Here is a 15515-nt window from a genome sequence, read left to right as displayed (position 1 = left end):
AGAAAATGGCCAAAACAATAAATTCCGAAGCGGTCGTTTTCCCGATTTCGCAAGTTCATGAAATCACGGTTGATTCATATCTGAAAGGCAGGTTTGGAGGAATCCGCGGAACTCACTGACAACCCGATCGAGACTGTTTTCCAGCCGGTGGCCATCGGGCAGAACCAGTATGGGAAGGCCCTGCTCCCGTGCCAGGTCAAAAACCGGAGCGACCGGCACTACGTCATCCTTCCAGCCATGGATGATCTGGCAGTGGCGGGCCCGGATGATTGGGCTGGACTGGGGGTACCGGGCCATGGCAAGAGCTGGCGCCAGGATAAAGCAGCCCAGAACCGGAGTGTCAGAACTGGTTTTAGCGCACACCCAGCCGCCCATGCTGGAGCCGGCCAGTATGGTGTTTGCCGGATTGGCGCCGCTCTGAGCCATGGCCTCCTGCATTTGTTTCAGGCGGGTGGAAGGATCCTTGGTATTCCTGTGATCAATCGCATGAGCCTTGATGTTCGGGAAGGTTTCGGCTTCGGCTTTCATGGCCTGGATTTTCGTGCTGCCAGGGCCGCTTTCCAGGCCGTGGGAGAGGAAGACATGGATCGGGGTATCGGTCATGATGAAAATGGCTCCTGCTTTGAACACTGTTTACCCGGGATGATGGGCAGCCGAACCCTTTATGTCCACTTTGCAGGCTGAGCCAGCCGTCCGGTCGGCGCGTATAAAAAACAGCGAAGCGAACAGGGAAACGGGATCCATGAAACACCTTAAAAGCCTTCTGATGATGCCGGCAGTGGTTGCCAGCCTTGTGGGCGCGCCTGTGGCGCAAGCCGAGAGCTGCCCGGCGTTTCTCGATCATGAAATGCGCAAGCTGCACTCCTCCGACACCGTTAATCTCTGCGACCTGGCGGCCGGCAAGCCGATGCTGGTGGTCAATACCGCCAGCCGCTGCGGTTACACCGGCCAGTTTGGGGGGCTCGAGGCCCTGCACAAGCAATACGCGAAGGATGGGTTGGTGGTGGTCGGTTTTGCCAGCGACGATTTCCGTCAGGAGGCAGATTCGGAAGCCGAAGCAGCGACTGTCTGTTTCAAGAACTTCGGTGTGACCTTCACCATGATTGCCCCGGGCGCGGTTACCGGACCCGGGGCAAACCCTGTGTTCCAGGCCATTAACGAGCAGAGTCAGCCCCCGCGCTGGAATTTCACCAAGTATGTGATTGATCGATCAGGCACGGTGGTGGAGAGCTTCCCAAGCCGGGTGCGTCCCCAGGATCCGGAGCTGATCGATGCGGTGGAGTCTGTGCTCTAGGATAGTGCCTGCGGGGCCTTTCTGGTTTGACCAAGGATATCGAGCGCATGCCTGCGCTTCGCGGGATCGTAAATGTCCACGGTAAACATCAATTCATCGACCTCAATGCCTGAAAGGATCTGTTCAAGCTGGCGCTGGATGGTGTTGGCATCGCCGAGCAGCTGGAGCCCGAGGAAATCCTTTACGCTGGCTTTTTCGCCGGCGTTCCACAATCCCTCCATGGTGTCCACGGGAGGCTTCATCCAGAGTGGCTGGCCCCGGAACAGCGCGAGAATACGCTGGTAGCTGGTTGTGGCCAGATGCTCGGCTTCCTGCACCGAGTCCGCCGGAATGGCCGGCAGTGCGAGCATGGCGTAGGGCTTTTCGAGTCGCTCCGAAGGTTGGAAGTTGTCGCGGTAGACTCGCAGGGCTTCCCGATACAGTCTGGGGGCAAAATGCCCGGCGAAGGCATAGGGCAAGCCTCGCATGGCGGCAAGCTGGGCACTGTAAAGACTTGAACCCAGCAGCCACAGAGGCACGTTGGTGCCGGCCCCGGGTATCGCCTTCACGGGCTGGCCAGGCTGCAGAGGGCCAAGCAACGACTGAAGCCGCGCGACATCCTCCGGAAACTGTTCTGCCCCCAGGCCATCACGCCTGAGAGCCCGTGCGGTTACCGGGTCAGTGCCGGGTGCGCGGCCGAGTCCGAGATCAATCCGGCCAGGGTACAGGCTTTCCAGCGTTCCGAACTGCTCGGCGATCACCAGTGGGGGATGATTTGGCAGCATGACGCCGCCAGAACCGACCCGGATAGCTTCCGTCTTGCCCGCGATGTGCCCGATCAAAACCGAAGTAGCGGAGCTGCTGATGCCCTCCATGTTGTGATGTTCGGCCAGCCAGAAGCGCTTGAAGCCGAGTTTCTCAGCCCGTTGGGCATAGGCCACACTGTTGGCAAGCGTGGTGCCGACCGAGTCGCCCTCGCGGACGGAGGCCAGTTCGAGCAGCGAGTATTCAGGACAGTCAGGCATGGAGCTCCCGTTGCAGAAAAGTCATTCGCGAACTCGCAAACATGGTGCCTGCGGGCGCTGGTTTCAAGATTAGCCCCAATCGGTGCTACAGATCGATCACAATCGGCGGGTTCAGAGGCTTGAAGCTCCCATTACAGGTGCTGGCGTTCACGTAGAGGCAGTCACCGATCTGTTCCCGGCCGTGGTCTTCGTGAATATGGCCGAAGATATGCAGCTTCAGAGTCAAGCTGGCTACGCGTTCGGCCAGTGCTTCGCAGCCGGGACGAATAATGCCGGTGGGCGAATCGATTTTGTCCCGGATACCCGCCGGAGGACCGTGGGTGATCAACACGTCGGTGTCTTCGGGAATACGGGCCCAGCGTTCGGCAAGAGCATCGCCCCGTTCAAGGTTGAACGCCCAGTTGAAGAACACCGGCGTCCATGGGCTTCCCCAGAACTTTAGGCCTTCCAGTTCCACCGGGCTGTCCTGCAAATAATGGGCATGGCGTATCAGTTCGCGAGCTTCGGCCGGCTCATCCTGGAAACACCAGTCGTGATTGCCGGCAATCAGGATTTTGTTTCTGTGGGGTAACTCGGAAAACCACCGGTCGAGATCCTCCAGTTCATCGAGGGTCCCGACGCCGAGGCAGTCGCCGGCATGAATCAGCAGGTCGCCGTCAGGCACCTGGATCTGGCGATGCATGCTGTGGGTGTCGGAGATGCAGACTATTCTCATGGTGTTGAAGGTTCCGATCGGTGGCATTCGCGCATTATTGTTGAAACTACGATAGCATTTACGGCCCGTTCAGCCCTCATGATTTTCCAGTGATGCCATGCGATTGATTCTGAGCCGGAAGGGGTTCGATTCTTCTGCCGGTGGTTGTCCCAGCCCGGTTTTACCGGACGGTTCCCTGTGTGTACTGCCCATTCCGGATGCCCAGTCCCGAATCCGCTACAGCGAAGTCGTTTTCGAAGAACGCCGTCTGGGCAAGATCGCCCGGGATCTCACCGGCGGCAGAATTCGAGGCGGGGATGGCGCCCACCTGGACCCGGACCTGGTGGCTGATGCCTACCCACGTGAAAATGGCTGGCGACCTGTATTGGGGCAAACCGGTTCTGCCCAGGGGCATTTGCGCAATCAGGGGATTGAACCCGGAGACCTGTTCCTGTTCTTCGGGGTCTTCCGGCGCGCTGAACTGCATAATCGTCGCTGGCGCTTTGTGCCCGGTTCACGCCCGTTTCATGCCATCTGGGGCTGGCTGCAGATTGGCCAGATACACGTTATTGATGAACTGGAACCAGGTGCCTTGCCCTGGGCCCGATATCATCCGCATTTCCACCGCCAGCCGGACGCTGGCAACACGCTCTATGAGTCTTCTGATGCCTGCCAGTTGGCAACCGCGACGGAGGTCTTTCCCGGCAGTGGCGTGTTCTCGATGTTGCGGGATGATCTTGTTCTCACGGACCCGCAAAGCCGGCTGCCGACCCGATGGCGTCTGCCGGCTGCATTTTTTCCCGGCGAGGACCGCCCGCCCCTGAGCTATCACACCAGAGCGGACCGCTGGCAGCTCGATTCACCCTGGTGCTACCTGACTTGCGCGGCCCGCGGACAGGAATTTGTGCTGGATATGGATGCCTATCCGGATCTGATCGACTGGCTCGCGAGCCTACTCAGAACTGGCCGTGGCGGCCAGCCCCCTCTTTGAATTTCCGGGCCCCGGTAATGGCCTCTTCGAAAACCACCGGGTAGCCCGCGGCCCCCTCGGCTTGCAGGGCTTCCCGGGTATCCAGATCCCATTGATGAATGGCAGACGCCCTGTCTGCCCGCATGCAGCGTTGCGGGAATCCGGCAATGGTTGCGGCCAGTTCCTGGGCCGCTTGCAGTGCCGTCCCGTCCGGAACGACCCGGTTTGCCAGTCCCATTTCCAGGGCCTCCTCTGCGTTGACGGGGCGCCCGGACAGAATCATGTCCATGGCTCGCCCATGGCCGACAATGCGGGGCAGCCGGACGGTGCCACCATCAATCAGGGGAACGCCCCAGCGCCGGCAGAAAACGCCAAACACCGAAGAGGCTTCCACAACCCGCAGGTCGCACATCAGCGCCAGCTCCAGACCTCCGGCCACGGCATAGCCGGAGACGGCAGCGATCACTGGTTTGGTAAAGTGCATACGGGTCGGGCCCATGGGGCCGTGGCCGGTGCCGTGGGGATCAATCCGGTTGCGCCGCTGCTCATCGCCGATCGCTTCCAGGTCGGCGCCGGAGCAGAAATTTCCCCCGGTGCCGCACAGCACCGCAACCTTCAGGGCATCGTTTTCCTCAAACTCGATGAATGCCCTGCGTAGCGCATCGGCTGTCGGGCCGTCCACTGCGTTGCGTTTGTCGGGCCGGTTGAGCGTGATGGTGCAGATGCCGTCATTGATACTGGTCAGAACCGCGTGCTCGGTCATTGCTTTACCCTGCAGTTGATCTGTCTGTGTGATATTCACCTAAGATAGTAGAACAACGCGTCTCAGGGAGAGGGATATGTATCGGTACAGTCTGGGTGACCGGCGCTGGCAGTTCGCAACGCTGGCGGAATTGATGGCGAAGGCCACGCCGGCGCGTTCCGGTGATCGCCTGGCGGGCGTCATCGCGGGTACGGCCGAGGAAAGGGCGGTGGCCCAGATGGCTCTGGCGGATCTGCCTCTGAAAACCTTCCTGAGCGAAGCGCTTATTCCCTATGAGCAGGATGAAGTCACCCGACTGATTTTCGACGATCATGATCCTGTGGCGTTCGAGCCGGTTTCGCATTTGACCGTCGGCGATTTCCGCAACTGGCTTCTCAGCGACCACGCCACTCCGGAGATGCTCGCAAGCATCCGGGCGGGTATCACACCGGAGATGGCAGCGGCGGTCTCCAAAATCATGCGCAACCAGGACCTGATCCTGGTGGCGGCAAAATGCCAGGTGCAGACTGCCTTTCGCAGCACCATCGGCTTGCCGGGGCGACTGTCGACACGGCTCCAACCCAACCATCCAACCGACGACATGACCGGCATCGCCGCCAGCATCCTGGATGGATTGCTTTACGGCAGTGGCGATGCCGTTATCGGGATCAATCCCGCGACTGACAGCGTGTCCCAGAGTGTCCGGCTGTTGCAGATGATGGATGAGGTGATCCGACAATACGAGATTCCGACCCAGTCCTGCGTCCTGACCCATGTTACCAACACCCTGGAAGCCATCGAACAGAAGGCGCCTGTGGATCTGGTATTCCAGTCCATCGGCGGTACCGAGGCGACTAACCGCAGCTTCGGATTTGATCTGGCAACTCTGGCCGAGGCCCGGGATGCGGCGCTCTCGCTGAACCGAGGCACCGTGGGCAACAATGTGATGTATTTCGAGACCGGCCAGGGCAGTGCGCTGTCCGCTGATGCCCATCACGGTGTGGACCAGCAGACCTGTGAAGCCCGGGCGTACGCCGTGGCCCGCAAATTCCAGCCGCTTCTGGTGAACACGGTGGTTGGATTCATCGGCCCCGAATACCTGTTTGACGGCAAGGAGATTACCCGGGCCGGCCTGGAAGATCACTTCTGTGGCAAGTTGCTGGGCCTGCCCATGGGGTGTGATATCTGTTACACCAATCATGCCGAGGCCGACCAGAACGACATGGACAACCTGCTCACACTTCTGGGCGTAGCCGGCTGCAATTTCATCATGGGCATACCCGGCTCGGATGACATCATGCTGAACTATCAGACCACGTCGTTTCACGATGCCCTGTACCTGCGGCGGGTTCTGGACAAGCGACCGGCGCCGGAGTTCGAACAGTGGCTGACCAGGATGCAGATCTTCGGCGATACCGAAGGCAAGGTGCCCTCCGAGGGCTTACCGGAGGCGTTCCGGGAGAGCCTGGGCCGGTTGCCGGAGGGGCAGGGCCATGACTGAGCGCAAACCGGTAGTTATTGAGAACCCGTGGCGCCGGCTGTCAGCCTGGACCGATGCCCGGATTGGTCTGGGTCGCGCAGGTGTGAGCCTGCCCACCCGGGAGATGCTGGCGTTTCAGTTGGCTCATGCCCAGGCCAGGGACGCGGTGCATCTGCCATTGGATACCGCTGCGTTAATGGCGCAACTGGGGGATCTGAGCGAACCAGGAAAATCACTGCTGCCACAGGAGCCGGTTCATCTGCACAGTCAGGCCGACGACCGGGTAACCTACCTGCAGCGCCCGGACCTTGGTCGCAGGCTCAGCGCTCAGTCCTGTGAGAAGCTGGATCGGTTGGGCCACACCGGCGACTCGCCCGTCGACCTGGCACTGGTGATCGCAGACGGCCTGTCCTCCTTCGGTGTGCAGCAAAATGCCCTCGGCCTTCTCGATGCGCTACTGACAGATCTTGAAGCCGACGATCAGACCTGGGAACTGGCGCCCCTGATCGTTGTCTCTCAAGGACGGGTCGCGATCGGGGACGATGTGGGTCACCGGCTCAACGCCCGCTGTGTGGTGGTGCTGATTGGCGAGCGTCCCGGCCTGAGTTCTCCGGACAGCCTCGGGCTTTACCTGACCTGGGCGCCTGAGCCCGGGCTGACCGACGCCAGCCGGAACTGTATATCGAACATTCGGCCGGCGGGGCTGTCGTGGGCCGAGGCGAGCCGGCGGCTGATGTATCTGCTCAAAGAGGCCCGCCGACAGCAGGTTTCCGGGGTGCCGCTCAAGGATCGCTCGGAAGAGACGGTTATTGATCAGGGCATTGGCAACTTCCTGTTAGGCTAGCGATAACCGTTGAACCATTCAGGGTAGGAGAATTCCCTTGCAGCAAGCCGCGTACTATGAAAACGACACCACCCTCGCCCAATACCTGGAATTTCACTTTGGCGAACGGTGGCATGGTGAGGCCAACTTTCCCAAGGCCCTGGCCGACGCTGCTATGCATGCCATGGATGGAAGGCCCCTGGATCGTGCGCTGGATATTGGCTGCGCCGTTGGCCGCACCAGCTTCGAGTTGGCCCGGCATTTCCGTCACGTAGACGGCATTGATTATTCCAACGCCTTCGTTAACAAAGGTCAGGAAGTGGCCCGGGAAAAACGAGTGCGCTATGCCCGTCCGGAAGAAGGTGAGCTGGTGAGTTTTCAGGATCAGAGCCTGGCATCCCTCGGGCTGGAGGAGGCCGCCAACCGTGTGGCTTTTCACCAGGGCGATGCCTGCGATCTGCCGTCGCAGTTCGCGGAGTATGATCTGGTGCTCGCGGGCAACCTGATCGATCGGCTGTACCAGCCATCGCTGTTTCTGGAGACCATCCACGAACGGATTAACGAGCTCGGGCTTCTGGTGATTGCCTCACCCTACACCTGGCTGGAGGAATACACGCCCAGGGAACACTGGGTCGGTGGTTTCAAAAAGGATGGTGAGGACTTCTCGACGTTCGACGGCCTGAGGGAAATGCTGGCGCCACATTTCCGCCTGCTGTTCGAGCCCTGGAGTCTGCCGTTTGTTATACGGGAGACGAGAAACAAGTTTCAGCACAGCTTCTCCGAGCTGACCGTCTGGGAGAAGGTAAGTCAGTGAACAGGGAAAGTTTAACGATGGCCTGCCGGCTGTCATCAAACTGTCACCGGAAAAGCCTAACCTGAGATCTCATCAGGACGACATGCATTGTGTTGTGCATCGTGTGAATGCTTTAACCGGGGACTTCCCCGGTTTTTTTATGCCTGGATAAAAGGATCTGACAGGATGAGGACCATTGCGTTTTACAGTCTGAAGGGCGGTGTTGGCAAAACCGCCGCTGCCGTGAACATCGCTTATCTGGCCAGCCAGGCCGGGTATTCGACACTGTTGTGGGATCTGGACCCTCAGGGCGCTTCCAGCTGGTACCTGGCCGGTGCCGACAAGATCAAAGGTCACAAGTTGTCGCAGTTGCTCAAGGGGAAGACGCCCATCGCCGAGTTCATTCACGAGAGCGACTATGAAAACCTGGACTTCATCCCGTCCCACACCAGTTTCCGTAATCTGGATGTCAAACTGGACCAGGAGGATGGCAGTAACCTGATCAAACAGTGGCTGGCACCTCTGTCCGAAGAAACCAGTCTGGTGATACTGGATTGCCCGCCGTCGCTGTCCCGGCTTTCGGAGCAGGTGCTAAAAGCGGCAGACGAGGTGTTTGTGCCGGTGATTCCCACCTGGCTGTCCCTGAATAGCTGGAAACAGCTGGCGGAGTTTGCCAAGGACAAGAAGCTGAAGCCGGGTAAGCTGCACCCGTTTTATTCCATGGCCGACCGGCGCAAAGGGCTGCACCGGGAGCTGATCAATGCCCAGGATGAGATCCTGCCCAAAGGCCTGAAAACCATCATCCCGAACGCCAGTGTGGTGGAAAAAATGGGCGAGGAGGGCACACCAGTGGAGCTACTGGCACCCAGTTCCGTGGCTGCCGATGCCTATCGCAGATTGTGGAAAGAGATCAATCGAATGCTCTGAGCACCGGACAGGGCTTGTTCAGGTTCGCGCCAGTTTGTCCCGCCGCAGGGACCGCTCCAGCCGACGGTTATTCTCGCTCCGTTCCGAGAGCACCTGCTGAACGTACAGAATGTGCTTGCCGGCCAGTTCCCGGGCTTCGTCGGCCCTACCTTCCGTGATGGCCTCGTACAGCATTCGATGCTGCTCCACAAGGCCCTGACGGGTCTCCGCCTCCCTCTGGTACATGCCGCCAATGTTGGTCACTACGTTGCTCTTCAGCATGTTGAAGAGGTTGCGAATGGTATGCAGAAGGATCACGTTGTGGCTGGCCTCGGCAATGGCCAGGTGAAAGCGTGCGTCCGCCGCGCCTTCGGCTTCCAGATCCCGCTCCTTTTCGGTGCTGTAGCAGGCTTGCAGCGCCTCATAGGCGGTTTTCAGGTGGGCGCGGTCCACCTCGGTGGCCCGCAATGCCGCGTAGTAGGCGCAGTCCGCTTCCAGGGTGCGTCGGAACTCCAGCAAATCCCGTTGGGCATCCGGCCGGTTTTCCAGCAAGGGAATCAGCGGGTCACTAAAACTGCCACCCAGGGACTCGGTGACATAGTTGCCGCCGCCCTGGCGGCTCACCAGCAGGCCCCTGGCCGTCAGTCGCTGGATAGCCTCGCGCAGCGAAGGGCGTGACACTCCGAATTGCTCTGACAACACCCGTTCTGGCGGCAGTCGCTCGCCTGGTTGCAGGGTGCCCTCCAGAATCATGGTTTCCAGCTGTTCCACAATGGTGTCTGCGAGTCTTTTCGGCGCGATCTGTCCGATGGCCATTCCTGATGTACCCGTATCGAAAATTTATTGGTAATACCAATATCACAAGAGACTTTATCGGCCAAGGGTTAGCATGAAGAAGTCCTTCAAAGTGTGTCTTTTGCACCAAAAACTTTTGACATTGGCGGACATTTTCCCATACCTTGGTTAACTATTGATGTCAATTGGTATTACCAATTTATAAATTGGTCAGTTTGAGAGCGTATTGAGGCACCAGCCAATGAGCGACCTGTTTTACGATGCCGCCCCCAATGCCACCCGGGTAGCCCCGGAGCGGGAGCCGGAGAGGCATTACCCTGAAAAGCCTGAGGCCGTCACCCTGTTTGGCACCTGTGTGGTGGATCTGTTCTTCCCGGAAGCCGGGCTGGACGCCATTCGCCTGCTGGAACGTGAAGGCGTCCGCGTGCATTTCCCTCGGGAGCAGAGCTGCTGTGGGCAGCCTGCCTGGACTTCGGGATACCGGGATGAGGCCAAAGCCGTGGCCCGTGCCCAGCTGGAGATCCTGGATCGTTCGGGTCTGCCGGTCGTTGTGCCGTCCGGCTCCTGTGCCGGTATGTTCCGGCATCATTACCGGGCGCTGTTTGCCGACGAGCCGGACACACTCAAGCGGGTGGAAGCGCTGGCCGAGCGCACCTTCGAGCTGACCGAGTTCCTGCTGAAAGTCTGCAAAGTGCAACTGTCGGACCGGGGTGCACCCAGCAAGATCGCCCTGCACACGTCCTGCTCGGCCCGGCGGGAAATGAACACACACCTCCATGCGCGTGAGCTTCTCCAGCAGCTCGAAGGGGTCGAGCGTGTCGACCATGACCATGAGAGTGAATGCTGCGGGTTCGGCGGCACCTTCTCGGTTCGGATGCCGGAAGTCTCGGGTGCCATGGTCAAGGACAAGACGCGCTCGCTGATGGATTCCGGCGCGGTGGAAATGGTTACTGCCGATGGCGGCTGCCTGATGAACATCAATGGTTCCCTCGAAAAACAGAAAGAGCGCTTCCGGGGACGGCATCTGGCCAGCTTCCTGTGGGAGCGAATCAATGGCGCCAGCGAAGGGGAGGTGGCATGAGCCAGCGTATTCCGGTGACCGAGCTGACTCCGGGCTTCCGGGGGCGTGCCGAAGAAGCCCTGGCGGATGGGCAGCTGCGCAACAATTTCCGGGTGGCCATGGACTCGCTGATGACCAAGCGGGCCAACGCGTTTCCCGATGCTGATGAGCGTGAAGGGCTAAGGGAGCTGGGCAATCGTCTCAAGGCCGGTGCCCTGTCGCGGCTTCCGGACCTGCTGGAGCAGCTGGAACAGAAACTCACTGAAAACGGCGTCAAGGTTCACTGGGCGGAGACGGTCGAGGAAGCCAACGAACTGGTGCACGGCATCATCGAAGCCCGCAAGGGCAGCCAGGTGGTAAAAGGCAAGTCCATGGTCAGCGAAGAGATGGAGATGAACGACTATCTGGCGGAGCGGGGCATCGAATGCCTGGAATCCGACATGGGGGAGTACATTGTCCAGCTCGATAATGAAAAGCCGTCCCACATTATCATGCCGGCGATCCATAAGAACGCCCGGCAGGTGTCGAAGCTGTTTCACGACAAGCTGGGGGAGCCGGAGACCGAAGACGTCAATCAACTGATCCAGATCGGCCGGCGAACCCTTCGTCGGAAATTCATGGATGCGGATGTGGGTGTATCCGGAGTGAACTTCGCCATCGCCGAAACTGGCACCCTGTTGCTGGTGGAAAACGAGGGCAACGGTCGCATGAGCACCACGGCACCGCCGGTTCACATTGCGGTAACGGGCATTGAAAAAGTGGTGCCGAACCTGAGGGATGTGGTGCCGCTGGTTTCCCTGCTCACCCGTTCGGCCCTGGGGCAGCCCATTACCACCTATGTGAACCTGATATCCGGTCCCCGCAAACCGGACGAACTGGACGGCCCGGAAGAGGTACATCTGGTATTGCTGGATAACGGCCGTACCGGCGCTTTTGCTGATGCCCAGATGCGTCAGACCCTGAACTGCATCCGCTGCGGCGCCTGTATGAACCACTGCCCGGTGTATACCCGGGTGGGCGGCCACACCTACGGTGAAGTATACCCCGGCCCCATCGGCAAGATCATCACACCGCATATGGCTGGCCTCGACAAGGTGCCAGACCACCCAAGCGCCTCCTCCCTGTGCGGGGCCTGCGGTGAGGTCTGCCCGGTCAAGATTCCGATTCCCGAGCTGCTTCAGCGTTTACGGCAGGAAAATGTGAAGGATCCGGAGCAGCCGCAGCAGGTGAAAGGTGGCGGCGCCAAACATTCCCGGGCAGAGCGCTGGATCTGGCGCGGCTGGCAGATGCTGAATACCCGGCCGGCGCTGTATCGCAGTTTTCTCTGGGCCGCGACCCGCTTCCGGGCGCTGGCTCCGAAAAAGGCCGGCCCCTGGACCGAGAATCACAGTGCACCGGTGCCCGCCCGTCGTTCCCTGCACGATCTTGCGGCTCAACATCTCGACCAGAAGGGAGGCCGGCCATCATGACCGCCCGCGCGAATATCCTTGGTAAATTGAGAAACAGCCTTGCCGGCACGACACCCCGCCCGGACGAATTCGACGAGGGGCTGGTAACCCGGCCCTGGCGCTACGCGCCGGAAGACCGCGTCACCCGGTTGCGCAGCCTGATGGAGGCGGTCCACACGGAAGTGCACCAGTGCCATTCTGACAGCTGGCCGGACCTGGTGACGCAGCTGCTGAACAAACGCAATCTCCGAAATCTGTTGTGCGCACCCGGCACAGACCACGGCCGCGCCTTGCAAGCTCACGTTGAGGCCACGGAGCAGACGATCGAGTTACTGGCCTACGATAAGCCGGTGGAGGCCTGGAAGGAAGAGCTGTTCTGGAATGTGGATGCCAGCCTGACCGGCACCCTGGGTGGTATTGCTGCCACTGGCACAATCGTGCTCTGGCCGGATCGCCACGAACCACGACTGATGAGCCTGGTACCACCGGTGCACATTGCCCTGCTCAAGGCCAGCGAGATTCACGACAATCTGTATGACATGATGGTGTCTCAGGACTGGGCAGCCGGGCTGCCCACCAATGTCCTGTTGGTGTCCGGCCCGTCCAAGACCGCGGACATCGAACAGGTGCTGGCTTATGGCGCTCACGGGCCTCGTGAGCTCATCGTGCTGGTGTTGGAGGACCTATGAGCTTTTCCGCAGCCACATTGGCCGATATCCGGCAACGGATTCCGGAAAACCGGGTGTTCAACGATCCGGTGTCCACCCTCGCGTTCGGAACCGACGCCAGTTTCTACCGGCTGATCCCCAAAGTGGTGGTGCGGGTTCAGGATGAGGCCGAGGTGGTCGATTTGCTGGCGATTGCCCGCAACCACAAGGTGCCGGTGACTTTCCGGGCCGCCGGTACCAGCCTTTCCGGGCAGGCCATCAGCGACTCCATCCTGATTGTCCTTGGCGACCAGTGGAACGGCCACGACATCCGCGCTGAAGGCCGCCAGATTCGCCTGCAGCCGGGTGTGATCGGCGCCCAGGCCAACGCCTGGCTTGCGCCCAGGGGTTACAAGATCGGTCCCGATCCTGCTTCCATCAACGCCTGCAAGATCGGCGGCATTGTTGCCAATAACGCCAGTGGCATGTGCTGTGGCACGGCCCAGAACAGCTACCACACCCTGGCTGGCATGCGCCTGGTGCTGGCAGACGGCGCCGTGCTGGATACCGAGGACCCGGCGAGTGTGGCGGCGTTCCGCGACAGTCATGGCGAGTTGCTGGCGGCCCTGAAAAAGCTGGCTATCAATACCTGGGAGAATCCGGAGCTGGCGGAACGTATTCGGCACAAATACCGCCTGAAAAACACCACAGGGTTGTCCCTGAACTCCCTGGTGGACTTTGAGGATCCCATCGACATTCTCACCCATCTGATGGTGGGCTCCGAAGGCACCCTGGGTTTCGTGAGTGCTGTCACCTACAACACCGTGCCGGAATACCCCGACAAGGCCACGGCGCTGCTGGTGTTCCGTAATGCCGAGACCTGCTGCCGGGCGGCGTCGGCGTTGCGGTCGCAGCCTGTGGCGGCGGTGGAGCTGCTGGATCGCCGCAGCCTTCGCTCGGTGCAGGACAAGCCCGGCCTGCCTGACTGGATTCATGATCTGTCGGAGGATGCCTGCGCGCTGCTGGTGGAGACCCGGGCGCCCTCCTCGGAGAGTCTGGATGAACAGCTGGCCTGGATCAGTGCGTCCCTGGCGGATTTTCCGCTTGAGCAACAGGTGGATTTCACCCGCGATGCCAAAGTCTCTGACCAGCTGTGGGCCATTCGAAAGGGTACCTTCCCCGCTGTGGGCGCAGTGCGACCGAACGGTACCACCGTGATCATCGAGGATGTGACCTTCCCGATCGATCAGCTATCCGAGGGGGTTACCCGTCTCCAGGAGCTGTTTGTGAAGCATGGCTATGACGACGCGATCATCTTTGGCCACGCCCTGGAGGGCAACCTGCACTTCGTGTTCCCCCAGGGATTTGACGACCCTGCGGAAGTCGCCCGCTATGAGGCCTTCATGCAGGATGTGGCGCAGCTGGTGGCGGTGGAGTTTGGTGGTTCTTTGAAGGCGGAGCACGGGACTGGCCGCAACATGGCGCCGTTTGTGGAGCTGGAGTGGGGGCATGATGCCTGGCAGCTGATGTGGCAGATCAAGCGGCTGCTGGACCCGGAGAATCTGCTCAATCCGGATGTTGTGCTCTCGGAAGACCCGCAGATCCACCTCAAGAATCTGAAGCCCCTGCCGGAGGCCGATCCTCTAGTTGATAAATGCATTGAATGCGGTTTCTGCGAGCCGGTGTGTCCCTCGGAAGGGCTCACCCTTTCGCCTCGCCAGCGCATCGTGATCTGGCGGGATATCCAGGCCCGCCGCCGTGCCGGTGAAGATACGGCTGAACTGGAGAAGGCCTACCAGTATCACGGCCTGGATACCTGCGCCGCCACCGGTCTGTGTGCCCAGCGCTGTCCGGTGGGTATCAATACCGGTGATCTGGTGCGTAAGCTGCGTAGCGAGAAAGCCGGCGGCCAGTCCGTGGCCAATCAGCTGGCGAAGCATTTTGCCGGCGCACTGAAAGCCACCCGTTTTGTCCTTGCCAGCGCCTCCATGGCCGAACGGCTGATGGGCGCGCCAATGCTGACCCGTCTCAGTGCGGGCGTCCGAAAGGTGTCCGGAGGCAAGGTCGCCCAATGGGATCCGACTCTGCCCCAACCGGTGCGGCTTGTGTCACCAGCAGCACAGGAGGATCCGGCCGATGGTCGGCCCCGGGTGGTGTATCTGGCCGCCTGTGTGTCCCGGACCATGGGCCCGGCCCGTAGCGATAAGGCGCAGGAGCCGTTGATCAGCGTGACCCGGAGGCTGCTGGAGAAAGGTGGTTACCAGGTGGTGTATCCGGAGGCGCTGGACAGTCTGTGCTGCGGCCAGCCATTTGCCTCCAAGGGCTATCCGGACCAGGCGGCATCCAAAAAAGATGAACTGATTTCGGCGCTGTTGTGGGCCAGCCGCAATGGTGTGGATCCGATCTATTGCGACACCAGCCCCTGCACCCTGCAGATCCGTGAAGCTGCCGAAGAGGCCGGGCTCACACTGTTCGACCCGGTCCGGTTTATTCGTGATCATCTTTACGAGCGCCTGGATTTCGAGCCGGAGCAGACCCCGCTGGCCGTGCACGTCACCTGCAGTACCCAGCATCTTGGGGAATCACAGGGTCTTATCGATATCGCTCGCCGCTGCAGTAGTAATGTGGTGATCCCCGAGGGCATCCACTGCTGTGGCTTTGCCGGGGATAAAGGCTTCAACGTGCCGGAGCTGAACGCCCATTCCCTGAAAACCCTGGCTGAACAGACGGCCGGCTGCGAGGAGGGTATCTCCACCAGCCGCACCTGCGAGATCGGCCTTAGCCGACACAGCGGCATCGACTACCACGGCCTGGTGTATCTGGTGGATCGGGTCACCCGGCCAAAAGCCACTGCCTAGC

At 60.4% G+C, this 15515-nt stretch carries 15 protein-coding genes; 10 read left to right on the top strand and 5 right to left on the bottom strand.

Translation table 11 applies throughout. The features are described 5' to 3' along the window. Positions 1–63 precede the first annotated feature (63 nt). The gene (locus WA411_RS00915; protein WP_291905538.1) at positions 64–603 is read right to left on the bottom strand and encodes a YqiA/YcfP family alpha/beta fold hydrolase; all 540 of its coding nucleotides are present in this window, start codon (positions 601–603) and stop codon (positions 64–66) included. 139 nt (positions 604–742) lie between these two features. On the opposite strand from WA411_RS00915, the gene WA411_RS00910 reads away from it, so the two are divergent. After that, positions 743–1294: a glutathione peroxidase gene (locus WA411_RS00910; protein ID WP_291905539.1), complete on the top strand. Its 552-nt coding sequence runs from the start codon at positions 743–745 to the stop codon at positions 1292–1294. Here WA411_RS00910 and WA411_RS00905 read toward each other — a convergent pair. Then, positions 1291–2298: an LLM class flavin-dependent oxidoreductase gene (locus WA411_RS00905; RefSeq protein ID WP_291905540.1), complete on the bottom strand. Its 1008-nt coding sequence runs from the start codon at positions 2296–2298 to the stop codon at positions 1291–1293. The genes WA411_RS00910 and WA411_RS00905 overlap by 4 nt on opposite strands. An 85-nt stretch (positions 2299–2383) precedes the next feature. After that, positions 2384–3013 (bottom strand): metallophosphatase domain-containing protein, encoded by a 630-nt coding sequence (locus tag WA411_RS00900; protein WP_194838955.1) that lies wholly within the window; start codon positions 3011–3013, stop codon positions 2384–2386. 97 nt (positions 3014–3110) lie between these two features. On the opposite strand from WA411_RS00900, the gene WA411_RS00895 reads away from it, so the two are divergent. Then, positions 3111–3983, top strand: coding sequence for a hypothetical protein (locus WA411_RS00895; protein ID WP_291905541.1), 873 nt, complete (start codon positions 3111–3113; stop codon positions 3981–3983). Here the strand turns inward: WA411_RS00895 and WA411_RS00890 are convergent. After that, entirely contained in the window at positions 3949–4725 is a 777-nt protein-coding gene (locus WA411_RS00890; protein WP_291905542.1) for a crotonase/enoyl-CoA hydratase family protein, read from the bottom strand. The genes WA411_RS00895 and WA411_RS00890 overlap by 35 nt on opposite strands. A 76-nt stretch (positions 4726–4801) precedes the next feature. On the opposite strand from WA411_RS00890, the gene WA411_RS00885 reads away from it, so the two are divergent. From WA411_RS00885 to WA411_RS00870, 4 genes are all read left to right on the top strand, one after another. Further along, positions 4802–6205 (top strand): ethanolamine ammonia-lyase subunit EutB, encoded by a 1404-nt coding sequence (locus WA411_RS00885; RefSeq protein ID WP_291905543.1) that lies wholly within the window; start codon positions 4802–4804, stop codon positions 6203–6205. After that, positions 6198–7028 carry an ethanolamine ammonia-lyase subunit EutC gene (eutC, locus tag WA411_RS00880; RefSeq protein WP_291905544.1) on the top strand — a complete coding sequence of 277 codons (831 nt, stop codon included), beginning with the start codon at positions 6198–6200 and terminating at the stop codon, positions 7026–7028. The genes WA411_RS00885 and eutC overlap by 8 nt, the downstream gene beginning before the upstream one ends. Before the next feature lie 37 nt (positions 7029–7065). Further along, positions 7066–7821, top strand: coding sequence for a putative 4-mercaptohistidine N1-methyltransferase (locus WA411_RS00875; protein WP_291905545.1), 756 nt, complete (start codon positions 7066–7068; stop codon positions 7819–7821). 165 nt (positions 7822–7986) lie between these two features. Then, positions 7987–8727, top strand: a complete 741-nt coding sequence (locus tag WA411_RS00870; RefSeq protein WP_209399169.1) for a ParA family protein — start codon at positions 7987–7989, stop codon at positions 8725–8727. A gap of 18 nt (positions 8728–8745) precedes the next feature. On the opposite strand, the gene WA411_RS00865 is transcribed toward WA411_RS00870, so the two are convergent. Further along, positions 8746–9522, bottom strand: a complete 777-nt coding sequence (locus tag WA411_RS00865; RefSeq protein ID WP_069182721.1) for a GntR family transcriptional regulator — start codon at positions 9520–9522, stop codon at positions 8746–8748. A 220-nt stretch (positions 9523–9742) separates the two neighbouring features. Between WA411_RS00865 and WA411_RS00860 the strand changes: the two genes are divergently transcribed. The 4 genes from WA411_RS00860 to WA411_RS00845 are packed head-to-tail and all read left to right on the top strand — an operon-like array spanning position 9743 to position 15514. Then, on the top strand, positions 9743–10582 hold the full coding sequence (locus WA411_RS00860; protein ID WP_291905546.1) for a (Fe-S)-binding protein: 840 nt from the start codon (positions 9743–9745) through the stop codon (positions 10580–10582). Next, a complete protein-coding gene (locus WA411_RS00855; RefSeq protein WP_291905547.1) occupies positions 10579–12030 on the top strand; it encodes a LutB/LldF family L-lactate oxidation iron-sulfur protein in 1452 nt (483 codons plus the stop codon). Before WA411_RS00860 ends, WA411_RS00855 begins: the two co-directional genes overlap by 4 nt. Then, a complete protein-coding gene (locus WA411_RS00850; protein ID WP_069182724.1) occupies positions 12027–12698 on the top strand; it encodes a LutC/YkgG family protein in 672 nt (223 codons plus the stop codon). The genes WA411_RS00855 and WA411_RS00850 overlap by 4 nt, the downstream gene beginning before the upstream one ends. After that, complete coding sequence (locus WA411_RS00845) at positions 12695–15514, top strand: FAD-binding and (Fe-S)-binding domain-containing protein (protein ID WP_291905548.1); 2820 nt, start codon at positions 12695–12697, stop codon at positions 15512–15514. Before WA411_RS00850 ends, WA411_RS00845 begins: the two co-directional genes overlap by 4 nt. The last annotated feature ends 1 nt before the right edge of the window (position 15515 follow it).

Origin of the sequence: Marinobacter sp. CH_CUG1437-1 (genome assembly GCF_037029655.1) — a bacterium.
Taxonomy (GTDB): Bacteria; Pseudomonadota; Gammaproteobacteria; order Pseudomonadales; family Oleiphilaceae; genus Marinobacter; species Marinobacter salsuginis.
The sequence above is the reverse complement of the archived record's forward strand: the minus strand, read 5'-3'. Positions and strand labels throughout refer to the sequence as shown.

Bases quoted from the DNA above. Each gene is read 5' to 3' on its own strand.
- WA411_RS00855 (WP_291905547.1), top strand. From the start codon at position 10,579: ATGAGCCAGCGTATTCCGGTGACCGAGCTGACTCCGGGCTTCCGGGGG.
- WA411_RS00860 (WP_291905546.1), top strand. From the start codon at position 9,743: ATGAGCGACCTGTTTTACGATGCCGCCCCCAATGCCACCCGGGTAGCC.
- WA411_RS00910 (WP_291905539.1), top strand. From the start codon at position 743: ATGAAACACCTTAAAAGCCTTCTGATGATGCCGGCAGTGGTTGCCAGC.
- WA411_RS00850 (WP_069182724.1), top strand. From the start codon at position 12,027: ATGACCGCCCGCGCGAATATCCTTGGTAAATTGAGAAACAGCCTTGCC.
- WA411_RS00895 (WP_291905541.1), top strand. From the start codon at position 3,111: ATGCGATTGATTCTGAGCCGGAAGGGGTTCGATTCTTCTGCCGGTGGT.
- WA411_RS00905 (WP_291905540.1), bottom strand. From the start codon at position 2,298: ATGCCTGACTGTCCTGAATACTCGCTGCTCGAACTGGCCTCCGTCCGC.
- WA411_RS00885 (WP_291905543.1), top strand. From the start codon at position 4,802: ATGTATCGGTACAGTCTGGGTGACCGGCGCTGGCAGTTCGCAACGCTG.
- WA411_RS00845 (WP_291905548.1), top strand. From the start codon at position 12,695: ATGAGCTTTTCCGCAGCCACATTGGCCGATATCCGGCAACGGATTCCG.
- WA411_RS00915 (WP_291905538.1), bottom strand. From the start codon at position 603: ATGACCGATACCCCGATCCATGTCTTCCTCTCCCACGGCCTGGAAAGC.
- WA411_RS00890 (WP_291905542.1), bottom strand. From the start codon at position 4,725: ATGACCGAGCACGCGGTTCTGACCAGTATCAATGACGGCATCTGCACC.
- eutC (WP_291905544.1), top strand. From the start codon at position 6,198: ATGACTGAGCGCAAACCGGTAGTTATTGAGAACCCGTGGCGCCGGCTG.
- WA411_RS00900 (WP_194838955.1), bottom strand. From the start codon at position 3,013: ATGAGAATAGTCTGCATCTCCGACACCCACAGCATGCATCGCCAGATC.
- WA411_RS00870 (WP_209399169.1), top strand. From the start codon at position 7,987: ATGAGGACCATTGCGTTTTACAGTCTGAAGGGCGGTGTTGGCAAAACC.
- WA411_RS00865 (WP_069182721.1), bottom strand. From the start codon at position 9,522: ATGGCCATCGGACAGATCGCGCCGAAAAGACTCGCAGACACCATTGTG.